Source organism: Okeania sp. SIO2B3, assembly GCF_010672525.1.
Lineage (GTDB): Bacteria > Cyanobacteriota > Cyanobacteriia > Cyanobacteriales > Microcoleaceae > Okeania.
In genome coordinates, this window is the sequence record NZ_JAAHGH010000002.1 from 1 (window position 1) to 13,743 (window position 13,743).

Below are 13,743 nucleotides of genomic sequence, written 5' to 3' on the forward strand. Positions count from 1 at the left end.
TAGGTTTTGGATTTTGCTTTTAGTTCTGATTAAGGGAACAGGGAACAGGGAACCCACCCCTAACCCATCCTAGGAGGGGAATAATTGACAATTTATGGAGAATAATTGATTTTCTTTTTAATTTCCACCAGGTGTCTAATTATTCATTTGTAAAAATAGTATTGATATGATAAAGTTGGTCTGGTAATTTCACTTTTACTATGATTGATTTATGACTAAGAAACTGGTAGCAGTATTGGCTGTATTGATTGCCATCCTGGCAATTACAGTGGCCCCGGCTGCTCAGGCTTGCACCCGGGCTGTCTACAAAGCCGGTGACGCCCGGATAGTTACCGGGCGCACCATGGACTGGTTTGAAGACCTTGAGAGCGATTTATGGGCATTTCCCAAGGGGATGAAACGTAATGGTGAGGTTGGACCAGACTCGATCGACTGGGTCTCGAAATATGGCAGTATCACTACTTCGGGCTACGATATCGCTACCACCGACGGCATGAACGAAGAAGGTCTGGTTGCCAATGTCCTTTATTTGGCAGAAGCGGATTACGGCAATCTCGACGGTAAGCCAGCCTTGTCAGTTGGAGCCTGGGGCCAATACGCCTTGGATAATTATGCCAACGTCGCCGAGGCAGTCGAAGGACTGAGTGCCGAACCATTCCGGATTATTGCAGCAGATTTGCCCAATGGCGGCAGCACCAGCGTGCATCTGTCCCTGTCTGACGCGACTGGGGACTCAGCAATCTTTGAATACATTGATGGCAAGCTAGTTATCCATCATGGGGCGGAATACGACGTGATGACCAACTCGCCTATATATGACGATCAGATTCCGCTCAATGCTTATTGGAAGCAGATCGGAGGTCTGACTTTCCTGCCTGGCACCAACCGCGCTTCGGATCGGTTTGCCCGCGCTAGCTATTACTTAGGTGCCGTGCCGGAATTTAACGATCCGCGCGAGGCTGTTGCCGCAGCGTTCAGCGTCATCCGCAACGCTTCTGTGCCACTGGGTATTACCGACGAGTCTCAGCCAAACATATCCAGTACCATTTGGCGGACGGTCTCGGATCAGAAGAGCCTCACTTACTATTTTGAATCCAGTATCAGCCCAAATGTTTTCTGGGTAGAGATGGATAAGCTAAACCTTCAGGAGGACGCAGAAACGATGAAGTTGGAATTGAAAGGTCATCCGATCCTCGTCGGGGAAGTTTCGGCGATGTTTGAGCCAGCCGATCCCTTCCCCTGGCTTGCACCATAGACCTCTTCATTAATGGATAATTGATAATTACCTCGGGTTTTAACCGTTACGGAATTGAATATCAGGAGATATTATTTCTTTTTTTTCCCCTTACAGCGTTTTTCATCTGGGTAGACCACAGTAGGGACGTTCCATGGAACGTCCCTACAAGGTTTAATGTGTGAAGATGTGGTTCATCAATTTGAAAAGCGCTGTAATATCAAATCCGTTGGCTTCGGAGTAATATAATTCTGTTGATCGTCATACAATGTGTAAGGGCGAATGGCCATTCGCCCCTACAGTTCTTTCAATACTGAATAACACCGATGCTACCGGATTTGATATAAAAGGGGAGGCTTTAAACCAGCATTATTTAATTATTAATTATTAATTATTAATAATTCGGTAATAGTGAGACTTTAGTGCAAAATTAAGATTTTGATACTCCCTGCCGTAAAGTGCGGGGATTATTAAGCAGTTCAAAACTGAACTCTTAAAAGCACTATTTTTGTTGTAACGATGTGGTTCAGAAATCGGCAAAAGCGCTATAATAAATTTTATTCACATATTTGCTTCAGTAAATCATAAAATGGCTGCCAATTATCCTCTACTGTAATGGATTCCCATACTGATTCAATAATAGGTCTAATTAAACTTTGTTGAGGATTATATTGTTTCAACCTTTCCGCCATTGCTTTTAACTCATCATTAGAATAAGTCTGTAATAAATGATAATAATATTGTCGCCATGGCTCAATTAATTCTGATTGTTCAAAATCAGCAAAAATTTGATTAACATCATCACGCCAATGTAGAGAAAATTCTTTTCTCAATCCTAAAAAGAAATCGTGATAGCCAACCTGAGAATCTTCCAACAGTTTAATAGTTAGTTGAAGTAACTTTTCTGCATCTGTTTCTGGCAACTCCTCAAACCCTAACCTATTAATCATTAATTTCCGATATTCAAGCAGATAAACATCATCAAACTCATCTAAGCTTGCCCTCATATTTTCTCGGTCAATAACTGCAGCTAATGCGTCTTGAAGTAAGTGTAAATTTGACTTACAAACTAATGGTTGATGACTGTAACGGTAAAGACCAGAATAATCAAAATAAGCTGCTGTAAATTTGGGGTCATAAGTGGGAATAAAAGCATAAGGACCATAATCAAAACTTTCCCCAGTAATTGACATATTATCAGTGTTTAATACACCATGACAAAATCCCGCAGCCATCCATTGAGCTACTAATTTCGCAACTCTTTTTACTAATTCTGAGTAGAATAAAGAATAGTGATCACTCTGTTCTTTAAATTCAGAATAATAATAATCAATTACATGATCTAATAGCTTTTTAGTTAAGTCGGGACGTTTGAAAAAATACAACCTTTCAAAAGTACCAAACCGGATATGAGAACTACTAAAACGTACCATCACCGACGAGCGAGTAGGAGAAGGTTCATCTCCACGCCATAACCCTTCCCCAGTTTCAATCAAACTAAAACATCGAGAAGTACGAACCCCATGACGATGTAACATTTCGGCAGCTAATACCTCTCTGACCCCCCCCTTGAGAGTCAGTCTACCATCAGCACTGCGAGAATAAGGTGTTCTACCAGAACCCTTTGTGCCAAAATCATATAATTCACCATTTACCCCACGCACTTGACCATAAAGAAAACCCCTACCATCTCCTAAATAAGGATTATATTCACCAAATTGATAACCGTGATAACGTAGAGCTAAAAAAGGTCCGACACAATGAAATTTACCAAAAGCTTCAATAAAATGCTCATCCTTAACATCTTCAGAAGTTAGTCCTATTTTAGGCAGCAATTTATCATTACGAAACCGCAAAATATGTTGGGGAAATTCAGCAGCAAGTACTTCATCATAATAGTCACCACCTAAAGCTTGGATGGCAGGTTCATAGTTGAGCGAAAGGAGAGGATTAGACATTAGTTTTCCAAGTTATAAATCAAAAGTCGTAGGGGCGAATGGCATTCGCCCTCTTTTTTTCGAGTCGTAGGGGCGAATGGCATTCGCCCTCTTTTTTTCGAGTCGTAGGGGCGAATGGCATTCGCCCTCTTTTTTTCGAGTCGTAGGGGCGAATGGCATTCGCCCTCTTTTTTTCGTCCGAAGCAACCGACATGGTTTGCACAGCATTACGGAACAGAAAGCAATCTCAAATTCTAGTTTTTCGTACCTCATTTGTAAGTCCTGTATTTTGTTTATTGCTTTTCAATACATTAACTTCTGCTCAAATTTATAATCTACTTCTTATAGTTAAAGTTTTACAAATTATGATTATATTATTGTGAAAGAAATGACAAAATTGGAAGAAGGCTATCTTCTCAGGAATTTTAATCTCTATATTTTTGAAGATACTGCAATAGTTGATAATTTGCTAGAAATTATTACCTAATTATGTTAGCTGTTATTACCTCAGCTCCAATTAAAAGAAAGAGGATGTATTTCGTTTTCTTTCCTATTCACAGCTCTCCCCATCTCCCTATCTCCCCATCTCCCTTCTTCCTAATTCCCTTCTTCCTAATTCCCTGTTCAGAATTTCTTAGCTGTTTGTGCAACTGGGTCAAACTCAAACCTTTCAGAAGATTTTGTTTCACCATAAATATTAAAAGTAAATGTAGGTTCATCTCCGATTACTTCTATATTATGAATAGCATTAGAAGTGAAACTAATTAAGTCTCCTGGTTGTAATATTTTTTCTCCTACTCTTTCAATTTTATATTTATTTTCTGGGTCAGGATTACGTTTCCAAAAAGTATTTTTTTCCTGGCCTTTTAATACTGCTACTATTCCCCAGGTACCATGATTATGAATTGTTGAAATTGTGCCTGGCATGAATTTTACTGTTTGTACTGTTAAGGGAAATCCTAACTCATCATATAATAAAATAACGGAAGTTCCTGTTTTTTCGCAAGGTTCTGGCTCCTGGCTTTGCAGCCAATATGAATTAGTAATAAATTGTCGAACTAAAAGTCGAATTTTCTGTAGAGAACTCGCTTCATCTGTGGCATCTTTTAAGGTATCTTCTAGTTCTGTTAAGAATCTATACAACCGATAATTTTCTCTTAATAATTTCCATTCATTTACAGTTTCACAAGGTTGACATTGACCGTCTTCAGTCAAAAACCAATCTCGATTTTTCATCTTGTTTCTCCTCTGGTATTACTGATGCTTTAGTTAACTATAAGCTGTAAGAATTTACTAAAAATACTTATATATTATATAGCTACAGTTAATACTAGAATTGTAAGAAAATATGAAATTTTCTCTAGTGGGTTGAATTGTAGGTTTTTACAAGAAAAATTGATATTTTACTGTGATATATTTTACAAACTTTCTGAATAAATTGTTTAAATTTATAACTGGCGATCGCTAACCATTACGGAATAATGAATAATGAATAATGAATAATTAATAATTAAGAGTTGATAGTTAATAATTATTCATTCAACGCTAAAAATTTTTGAGTGAGGAGAATTTTAATGCAATTTTAATTCACCTATATCTTGTTTATCTTCATAAATATATTGGCGAGCCCATACTATTAGATTCGCATTGCAATGGGGGCAAATAAGTGTTTGACTACTGTCTACCCACTCATAATCTTTATCTGTTGGTGGCAACATGAAAGGAAAAGATAGAGGTGGTAGTTGAAATTTATTTTTGCAGTTTGGGCATTTTCTCGTAGTCACCTTATTTCTTTTAGCTATTTTATTTTTTTTAGCCATTTTATTTTTTTTCGTGTTTCTACTTGACAAAAAAAAGTAGGGATATTGTATGCAACATCCCTACTTTAAACTAACTAAAAGTAATTGTTTGAAACCAAGCTAAAAGCTAATTGGCGATCGCTATATTATTTGAAGACACCGGAAATTGACAATACTTCAGACTCAGGCATCTTGGGGAATAATGGTCCTTTTGCAAAGAGTTGAGGATTAGCTTTAGCAAAAGTGTATGATTGACGAACCTGACTATTTACTGCCACTGTTTTCGCATCGTACATCCGAGTTGCCATTTTAGGATATAAACCAATACCAATAATCAAAACCAAGAAACAAGCAGCGATCGCTACTTCTCGTGGTCTGGCATCAGTATAGACAGCATTGGCAGGTAACACACAATTAGTACCGTAGCAAACTGCTTCATCTAAAATTTCATTTTCATAAGGAGTATCTTTGAGGATACAAGTAGGTGCTTGACCAGTACTGTAGAACATTTGACGCAACATGGAAAGCAGATAAATAGGTGTCAAAATCAAACCAACTGCTGCGAGGAAAACTGTTACAGTCCGGAAAGTCGAACTATAAACATCACTGCTAGTTACTCCGACAAATACCATTAGCTCGCTAGCAAACCCACTCATTCCAGGAAGTGCTAAAGATGCCATGGCACTAATAGTAAATAGAGCAAATACTTTTGGCATAACTTGTCCAAGACCACCCATTTCTTCCAACTTCAGAGTGTGGAGGCGATCGTAAGTTATACCCGCGAGGAAGAATAACACCGCAGCAATTAAACCGTGGGAAATCATCTGTAGTAAAGCGCCACTCACACCCAAGTCAGTGAAGGAAGCAATACCTAACAAAACAAACCCCATGTGAGCAACAGATGAATAAGCCAAACGGCGCTTCATATTAGACTGACCGAAAGAGTTCAACCCGCCATAGACAATATTAACGACACCAAGTATTGCTAGTACCGGAGCAAAGTAAACATGAGCATCAGAGAGCATTTCTAAGTTGAGGCGAATTAATCCATATCCACCCATTTTGAGCAATACACCTGCCAGAACCATTGATACAGGTGAAGAAGCTTCGCCGTGAGCATCAGGTAGCCATGTATGTAGAGGGAAAATGGCCAATTTGACTCCAAAAGCGATTAATAATCCTGCGTAAAGTAGAAGCTCTAGGGTCAGTGGATAATCTCTCAGACCTAGTTCCACCATGTCGAAGGTAATATTGCCGCCACCGTATAGGGCCATTCCCAAGGCTGCCACTAGAATAAATATAGAAGCGGCTGCTGTATAGAGCAAGAATTTTGTTGCAGCGTAGCGACGCTTTTGGCCACCCCAGATGGAAATTAGCAGGTAGACAGGAACTAGCTCTAGTTCCCACATAATAAACAGTAGCATCATGTCTTGGGCTACAAATACTCCTATCTGGGCGGAGTATAGCAGCAGCATTAGAAAATAAAAAAGACGTGGCTTGTAGTCTACTTGCCACGCTGAGAATATTGAAAGTGTTGTTACCAGGCCAGCTAAAAGTACCAGTGGCATGGATAAACCGTCTACTGATACTGCCCAACTTAGACCTATCTGAGGGAGCCAGGCATATTTTTCTACGAGTTGAAAAGCTGAGTCGCTGGCATTGTAGTTATTCCAGAAGGCGTAGCACATCAGTGCAAAATCTATAATTCCTACACCGAGGGCGTACCATCTCATGGTTTTTCCGTTTTTATCGGGGATGACGGGGATGAGTAGGGCAGCCAGAAGTGGCAGTAGGACTATGGTGGTCAGCCAGGGAAATTGAGTTGCCATAACAGTGAGAACAAATACTTACCTTTGGTCAATTCTATATTACTAAACTTTGTAAACCTTTGTAAATAAATATTGAAAAAAATATTAATATTTATATCTAATCATAACATAAGTTTAAATTATCAGTCAGGAGTCAGGAGTCAGGAGTCAGGAGTCAGAATTTTAGGAGTAGTTAGAAGCAGAAATAAATAGGACTTACGCAGATACGCTATATATAGCGCTCAAAACTATTGTCCAATAGTAGTTGGACTCTATAAATAGTGCCTTTGCGTAAGTCCTGATAAATTAAGGTATAAGAAGGGGAAGGAAGAGAAAGTTTTTTGTTTGCCTCAGCACGGGCGGAGTTTGCTCGTGTTATTGAACGGATATAATATAAATAGGACTTACGCAGATACGCTATATATAGTACTCATAACTATTGTCCAATAGTTACTGGACTCTATACACAGTGTCTTTGCGTAAGTCCTGATAAAGTTTTGCTAGTGATATAGAACACTTACTCAGGTAATACAATCTGAATAATAGACATCTCCAAAAATCCAAAATAAAATCAATTACCGTACAGAAATTATCAGTTATTTCCCCCTATCCCCTGTTCCCTGTTCCCTCCTATTAATAATTTTAATGTCAGGATTTTCTACTAAAAAAATATTATCGATCGCATTATTTGTGAATTTTGTGGCGATCGCTGCTGTTATCTTCCGGGCAATACTATTGGATAAAGGACCATATCGATATTTTGATGAGGGGTCTTTGATTAATTGGTTATCGGGTATTCAGTTATTAATTATTGCTGGAATTAACTGGAAAATTTATCGTTTAAGAATTGGTAGAAAAGAGGTATCTCAGTCTGAACATAATTATCAAAGACTTTGGCAGTTTTTGACTTTTGGTTTTGTGTTTTTCACTTTGGATGAACTAATTCAAATCCATGAAAGGTTAGATAAATTTATTCATTGGATATTTCAAATTCAGGAAACCGCTTTGACTGATAGTATTGACGATGTAATTATTGTGATTTATGGGATTATTGGTTTGTTGGTAATTTATTATTTTCGTCAGGAGTTTTATCAGTATCGAGAGGCTTTTAGTTATTTTAAAATTGCTTTGATTTTAGCTTGTTTTTCTATTGCTCTAGATTTTTTCACCCAAGGTCAAGAAACGTCTAATTTTTTGAATGAAACTCAAGAAATGCAAAGGGAATGGCTCAGGAGTATTGAGGAAATATTTAAAATTTTTGCTGAAGTATTCTTAATTGCTACTTTTTATAAATGTTTGAGAATTGCTAAAAGAATAAATCTTAATTTTTAATAGTAGATAAAGTCGGGTATGTAACAGCTAGATTTATTATCCCACATTCCCCACGTCAAGAGCGTAACATTAAAAGTATAGCGCTGTGCGCAGGCAACAGCTCCGGAAAGCAACAGCTCATCTAGAGGAATAAAAAACCGATATTGTAAGACTTTTAGCTATTGGACAGTTCTTGTAATTTGTAAATATGCCAGTGCACATTGCTATAGTATAAAAATCTGTAGCTTAGTAAGTATTTATACTTTGCATTTCATCTCAATTACTTTTTTCGTTCATTAAATTCCGAGTAAATAATTAAGCATCAATACTTACTTAATTGTTGGCTTGATCGCGATAGCTATGATTTTCTTCTAAAATTCTGTCTCCTGTTTCCTGTCTCCTGTCTCCTTCTTTAAGGCTACATTTTGAAGTGCGGAATGTAGGTTATTATGTCTTTGGAAAATTTATCAAGATGGGCAAATATCACGGTTATTTTTTATTGATTATGAATAATTGTATTTGCCCACCCTATTACTACTAGAAAGGCTATAACCTAAAGACAAAATTATCAGCACTAAGTTCAGGTTGACCTTCAAGATTAACGAATAAACCTCCACTGCCTAAACCTGGCTCACTACCATTCTGGTTATAGAATAAATTGCCATTATTTGTATTGTAAACAATCACAGCGTCGGCAGTCTCAGCAGCACCATCATCCGTGACAGTAGCAAATACATTATCAAAACTCGCTCCACTCTCAATAGCATCGAAAGTCCCCACATCTAAGAGTATAATATCTCGCTCTGAATCAAAATCAGCGATCGCATCTACTCCTAAATCATTTGAATCAAATGCCTGATTTGTATTAAAAATATAGCGGTCAATACTCGCGCCACCTATGAGAGTATCGTTTCCCGGACCACCATTCAGGCGATCGCGACCTTGACCACCATTCAATACATCATCACCACTACCGCCAAGTAAAATATCGAAGCCACGACGACCTTCTAAAGTGTCATTACCGTCATTACCCCAAATTTTATCTTCGCCCCGTTCTCCTATCAATAAATCGTTACCAGCATTACCACTAATACGGTCGTTGCCAGCTCCACCATAGACAATATCGTTACCACCAGCAGCACTCTGGTGTTGGTCGCCACGAAGAATATCATTTCCTTCGTTGCCAAAAATAACATCATCACCCATTTCCCCGATAACTATATCATTACCTTCTAGAGCGGTAATTAAGTCGTTATTATCTGTACCAACCAATGTTTCACCTTGGTTAGTTCCATTGATGACACTATCAATATCTGGCAATTGTATTGCACCAATATTTTGCCTTTCGACGAGAGCAGAGGAAAGTTCAACTTCTCCATCTTCGTCAACTTCCTCCTCCAGCACTTGACCTACACCAGGAGCATAGTAACTGAATTCAAATTCATCAGGATCTAATTCTGAAAACTCCCGAATTTGCACAACATTATTATAGTTACCAAAATTAGTTGAGACAGAAGCATCAGCACTAACAACCTCCGCTTGCTCTTCTTCCTCACCAATTTGAAACTGCTCGTAATAAGCATCACCGACTTGAGGACTAGCCACCATTACATAGCCTGGTAGATTTTCTTCTTGTCCTGCTTGCCAAGAATCTTCCTCCGTTGAAATTAGTTGACCTTGTTCGTCATATTCATACTCAATTTCATCTTCACCCATTAGCCATACATTACCATCTGTATCTTGGGCGTAGTAAGCTAATTCCTCCTCACTCAGCAAACCATTCTCAAATACCTTTTCCTCAACTACCCGAGTAGTGACACCAAGAATTTCTTTTGTTTGATTTGTGACAAAGAAAATCTCTTGCTCAACCTCCAACTCACCAGTATCTGAGTCAGTTTCTTCGCCCTCATAAATATAAATACTTCCAGGTTTCAAGGGAAAGTAGGGGTTGTTAATTTCGGCACTAGACTCAAAATTGGCTGTTGGTAAAGCTGGAAGTGTGGCTTGTGCCAGAGTTGAAATTCCTACCAATTCTGGAGAAAGTTCTGGCTCTCCTCCCTCTTCTGTAATTCCTTCTTCCGCCAGAATTTGCCCAACACCAGGAGCATAATATTTGAACTCAAAAGCATCAGGTTCGAGTTCGGTGAATTCGAGAGTTTTCAAAACGTTTTCGTAGTCGTCTAAATCTATTTCAATTGATTCATTCAGACTGACCACTTCAGCTTGGTCTATAGCAATATCGGGGGCAAATTCTTGATAGTAGTTGTCGCCAATTTCAGGATTAGCTTCCATCAGGAAACCAGCTAATGCTCCATCAACTCCTGCTTCCCAAGACCCATCATTATTGGTTCCAATTAGATTGCCATTATCATCATATTCATAGTTAGTGGCAATTTCACCCATATACCAAACGTTACCTTCAGTGTCTTGAGCATACCAGTCAAAGGTATCTTCGACTAAGACTCCTTCATCCCAAGCAACGTCACGAACAACTACAGTTTCTACTCCCTCAATTTCCTTCGTATCATAGGTAACAATGACTTGATTACTCTCTAAGAAATCATCATCATCCTCGTCATCATCGTCCTCATCATCATCGTCCTCATCATCATCGTCCTCATCATCATCCTCATCATCATCCATTTCATCATCATCCATTTCATCATCCTCAACCTCTGCTCCATAGGCCAAAATTGTTCCTGGAGTTAAGGGAAAGTAAGAATTATCAATAGCAGCACCAGGCTGAAATTCTGCTTGGTCGAAATCTGGAAGAAAAAGTTCTGACATTTTTTTATCTCCAATATTTATATAAGAATGTGGCTTTGTTGCCCGGCCAATGGTAAAAGCTATGGCACTTGTGTGTTTTTAAAGCTGAACTTTTAGCCTGACAAGATATTTATAGTTGGAGAATGTCAAGAACTGGAAAAGATTTACTAGCCTTTACTTTTAATCATCTCAACAATATTAGATCGGCAAAAATTCCTATTGCGACATACGCAATAAAAGCAATGACTGTTTCGACTGAGCAAAAATTCCTATTGCGACATACGCAATAAAAGCAATGACTGTTTCGACTGAGCAAAAATTCCTATTGCGACATACGCAATAAAAGCAATGACTGTTTTGAATGAGCAAAAATTCCTATTGCGACATACGCAATAAAAGCAATGACTGTTTTGAATGAGCAAAAATTCCTATTGCGACATACGCAATAAAAGCAATGACTGTTTTGAATGAGCAAAAATTCCTATTGCGACATACGCAATAAAAGCAATGACTGTTTTGAATGAGCAAAAATTCCTATTGCTGAAATTCTTCAATCAATAAGACGATAGCCTCCAGTACCATAAACAGTTTCCAACCATTTTTTTGACATTCCGGCTGCTTTAAGTTTATGTCGTAAATTATTAACATGAGTTTTGACAGTTCTCTCTTCCACTTCAATCATTTTGTCAAATTCCCACAGTTTTTCTAGTATTGCAGAACGAGTTAAAATTTGATGGGGCTTTCTTAAAAATAGTTCTAATATCATATATTCTTTATGGGTTAAAGAAATAATTTTTCCCTCATAAGTAACTTCACAAATACTAGGATCGAGTTGTAATTTACCATAACTAAGAATTGATGGTTTAGTTTCTCTAGTCCGGCGAGATAAAGCTCTAATTCGTGCGGCTAATTCTTCAATTTCAAAAGGTTTAACTAAATAATCATCAGCTCCTGCATCAAGTCCGATTATTTTATCAGTGGTTGTATCTTTTGCGGTTAGCATCAAAATTAGAGCGTTACAACTAGCAGAGCGTACACGTTTACAGAGAGTAATTCCATCTAATTTAGGTAGCATTAAATCCAATAAAACAATGTCATAATTAGTAGATTGAATGTAATTCCAACCTTCTATACCATCAAAGGCTATATCTACAGCATGACACTGATGTCTTAAATCTTCTGCTAAAGGTTTAGCAATTCGGTCATCATCTTCAACCAGCAAAATTTTCATTTTTTTCTTATATTATTGGTAATTTTAATAAGCTGTACGATCAGCTTTGTTTAACACTATTATCCGTAATTTTCAAAGTTTAATGATTGTCTTAATACAAAATTTAACTATAATAAAAAGGTGTTGCTGAGTTAATGTATGATATTAGTCTTATTAAGTAAGTCACAAATAGTTTCGCTCCTTTAAATATTAAATAACTTCCGTAAATTACTGTAGCATCAAAGTTTTGAGCTGATAAAATCTTAATACATGACTTTTGATTTTTGTAGGGGCGAATGGCCATTCGCCCCTACGACTTATAACTTCTGTGAAATGATCTAACCAATTATGTTTCAGAAAATTCGCTATCAATTATTACTTTCTAATTTAATCGTACTAACAATTATTTTAACTGCCTTTGCCATTACTGTTCGTATCACTTTTGCCTACAGTATAAATCAACAACTTATTGATAGACTCAATACTCTAGCAAGAGCAGCAGCAACTGGAATTGATATTGAGGATGGAGAGGTAGAAACTGATGATGACGAAGTTATAGCGGGACAAAATCAAGGAGTACAATGGTTTGATGTAGAAGGCGAACTGCTAGCTCAACAAGGAGAATATCCCTTAACTTTACCCCTAGATATCAACCAGTCTCTTCAGAAACAAACTTCTCCCTACCCTGCTCAAGGGTTGACTACACCTGTGAATGATGATGCAAGTGGCAAATTTGTCGGTTACGTTCGAGTTAGTGAATCATTAACGGAGGTGCAAAGCATTACTCGCAGGTTAGATTTGGGGTTAGGTGGCGGGGTTTTAGTAGCTCTGGTTTTAAGTGGTTTTGGTGGTATCTGGTTAACTCGTCAGGCGATGCAACCTATTGAAGAAAATTTTCAAAGACTACAACAATTTACTTCTGATGCTTCCCACGAACTTCGTAGTCCTCTAATGGCAATTAAAACTAATGCTGCAGTTGCACTGAAATATTCAGAAGGGATACGTTCTAAAGATGTGGAAAAGTTTCAAATGATTGGCAGTGCTGCTAATCAAATGACTTGGCTTACAGAAAGATTACTAATTTTAGCCCGTACTGATAAAGTAACTCAACCTGATTGGGAACCGATCAATTTAAGTTCTATTTTGTCAAAATTAGTTCTATTCTACAAGCCTTACGCTCTCCAAAAAAAAATTGATTTTACATCTCAAATTGCTGGAAACTTGTACTTACGAGGGGACAAAGTCCTCTTAATACAGCTTTTTACTAATCTAATTAAGAATGCTATTTACTATACACCTTCACGGGGCATGGTTGAAATTACAGCTAAAATTGCGGGTTCTAATTTAATTATTAAAGTACAAGATAATGGTATCGGTATTGCTCCAGAATATCTCGAAAAGATTTTTGAGCGATTTTGGCGGGCTGAAAAATCTCGTTCTTATAAAGCGAAGAAATTTGGATTAGGGTTAGCGATCGCCCAAACAATTGCTCAAAAGCATGACGGTTTAATTACTGTAAATAGTCAGTTAGGAAAAGGTAGTTGTTTTACTACACGTTTACCAGGATTGGAAAAGCTAAAAAATCAGTCTATAGCAGGGAATAGGGAACAAACAGGAAACAGGGAATATAGGAATAAATAGTCTTATAACTGTACCTTACAGAAAAAATGTGGTCAAA

At 37.7% G+C, this 13,743-nt stretch carries 10 protein-coding genes; 3 read left to right on the plus strand and 7 right to left on the minus strand.

Going from position 1 to position 13,743, the window contains the following annotated elements; translation table 11 throughout:
* Window positions 1-211 precede the first annotated feature (211 nt).
* Entirely contained in the window at window positions 212-1,255 is a 1,044-nt protein-coding gene (locus tag F6K15_RS01280; RefSeq protein ID WP_293056137.1) for a linear amide C-N hydrolase, read from the plus strand.
* A gap of 536 nt (window positions 1,256-1,791) precedes the next feature.
* Here F6K15_RS01280 and F6K15_RS01285 read toward each other — a convergent pair.
* The 5 genes from F6K15_RS01285 to F6K15_RS01305 all read right to left on the minus strand — a co-directional run bounded on the left by F6K15_RS01285 (window position 1,792) and on the right by F6K15_RS01305 (window position 6,799).
* Window positions 1,792-3,192 (minus strand): YdiU family protein, encoded by a 1,401-nt coding sequence (locus tag F6K15_RS01285; protein ID WP_293056139.1) that lies wholly within the window; start codon window positions 3,190-3,192, stop codon window positions 1,792-1,794.
* 19 nt (window positions 3,193-3,211) lie between these two features.
* Window positions 3,212-3,385: a hypothetical protein gene (locus F6K15_RS01290; protein ID WP_293056140.1), complete on the minus strand. Its 174-nt coding sequence runs from the start codon at window positions 3,383-3,385 to the stop codon at window positions 3,212-3,214.
* A 410-nt stretch (window positions 3,386-3,795) separates the two neighbouring features.
* A complete protein-coding gene (locus tag F6K15_RS01295; protein ID WP_124147767.1) occupies window positions 3,796-4,407 on the minus strand; it encodes a cupin in 612 nt (203 codons plus the stop codon).
* A gap of 335 nt (window positions 4,408-4,742) precedes the next feature.
* The gene (locus F6K15_RS01300; protein WP_293056142.1) at window positions 4,743-4,991 is read right to left on the minus strand and encodes a hypothetical protein; all 249 of its coding nucleotides are present in this window, start codon (window positions 4,989-4,991) and stop codon (window positions 4,743-4,745) included.
* Window positions 4,992-5,116: 125 nt separating this feature from the next.
* A complete protein-coding gene (locus F6K15_RS01305) occupies window positions 5,117-6,799 on the minus strand; it encodes an NAD(P)H-quinone oxidoreductase subunit 4 (RefSeq protein WP_293056143.1) in 1,683 nt (560 codons plus the stop codon).
* Between the two features lie 624 nt (window positions 6,800-7,423).
* On the opposite strand from F6K15_RS01305, the gene F6K15_RS01310 reads away from it, so the two are divergent.
* A complete protein-coding gene (locus F6K15_RS01310) occupies window positions 7,424-8,110 on the plus strand; it encodes a hypothetical protein (protein WP_293056144.1) in 687 nt (228 codons plus the stop codon).
* 525 nt (window positions 8,111-8,635) lie between these two features.
* Here the strand turns inward: F6K15_RS01310 and F6K15_RS01315 are convergent.
* Together F6K15_RS01315 and F6K15_RS01320 are read right to left on the minus strand one after the other, a co-directional pair.
* Window positions 8,636-10,876: a calcium-binding protein gene (locus F6K15_RS01315; protein WP_293056146.1), complete on the minus strand. Its 2,241-nt coding sequence runs from the start codon at window positions 10,874-10,876 to the stop codon at window positions 8,636-8,638.
* 529 nt (window positions 10,877-11,405) lie between these two features.
* Window positions 11,406-12,086 (minus strand): response regulator transcription factor, encoded by a 681-nt coding sequence (locus tag F6K15_RS01320; protein WP_293056147.1) that lies wholly within the window; start codon window positions 12,084-12,086, stop codon window positions 11,406-11,408.
* Between the two features lie 327 nt (window positions 12,087-12,413).
* On the opposite strand from F6K15_RS01320, the gene F6K15_RS01325 reads away from it, so the two are divergent.
* Window positions 12,414-13,706, plus strand: coding sequence for a cell wall metabolism sensor histidine kinase WalK (locus tag F6K15_RS01325; protein WP_293056148.1), 1,293 nt, complete (start codon window positions 12,414-12,416; stop codon window positions 13,704-13,706).
* The last annotated feature ends 37 nt before the right edge of the window (window positions 13,707-13,743 follow it).

What these genes read in the sequence shown, in the direction of transcription:
- F6K15_RS01290 (WP_293056140.1), bottom strand. Translation starts at nt 3,385, where the DNA reads ATGTCGGTTGCTTCGGACGAAAAAAAGAGGGCGAATGCCATTCGCCCC.
- F6K15_RS01315 (WP_293056146.1), bottom strand. Translation starts at nt 10,876, where the DNA reads ATGTCAGAACTTTTTCTTCCAGATTTCGACCAAGCAGAATTTCAGCCT.
- F6K15_RS01295 (WP_124147767.1), bottom strand. Translation starts at nt 4,407, where the DNA reads ATGAAAAATCGAGATTGGTTTTTGACTGAAGACGGTCAATGTCAACCT.
- F6K15_RS01320 (WP_293056147.1), bottom strand. Translation starts at nt 12,086, where the DNA reads ATGAAAATTTTGCTGGTTGAAGATGATGACCGAATTGCTAAACCTTTA.
- F6K15_RS01285 (WP_293056139.1), bottom strand. Translation starts at nt 3,192, where the DNA reads ATGTCTAATCCTCTCCTTTCGCTCAACTATGAACCTGCCATCCAAGCT.
- F6K15_RS01325 (WP_293056148.1), top strand. Translation starts at nt 12,414, where the DNA reads ATGTTTCAGAAAATTCGCTATCAATTATTACTTTCTAATTTAATCGTA.
- F6K15_RS01300 (WP_293056142.1), bottom strand. Translation starts at nt 4,991, where the DNA reads ATGGCTAAAAAAAATAAAATAGCTAAAAGAAATAAGGTGACTACGAGA.
- F6K15_RS01305 (WP_293056143.1), bottom strand. Translation starts at nt 6,799, where the DNA reads ATGGCAACTCAATTTCCCTGGCTGACCACCATAGTCCTACTGCCACTT.
- F6K15_RS01280 (WP_293056137.1), top strand. Translation starts at nt 212, where the DNA reads ATGACTAAGAAACTGGTAGCAGTATTGGCTGTATTGATTGCCATCCTG.
- F6K15_RS01310 (WP_293056144.1), top strand. Translation starts at nt 7,424, where the DNA reads ATGTCAGGATTTTCTACTAAAAAAATATTATCGATCGCATTATTTGTG.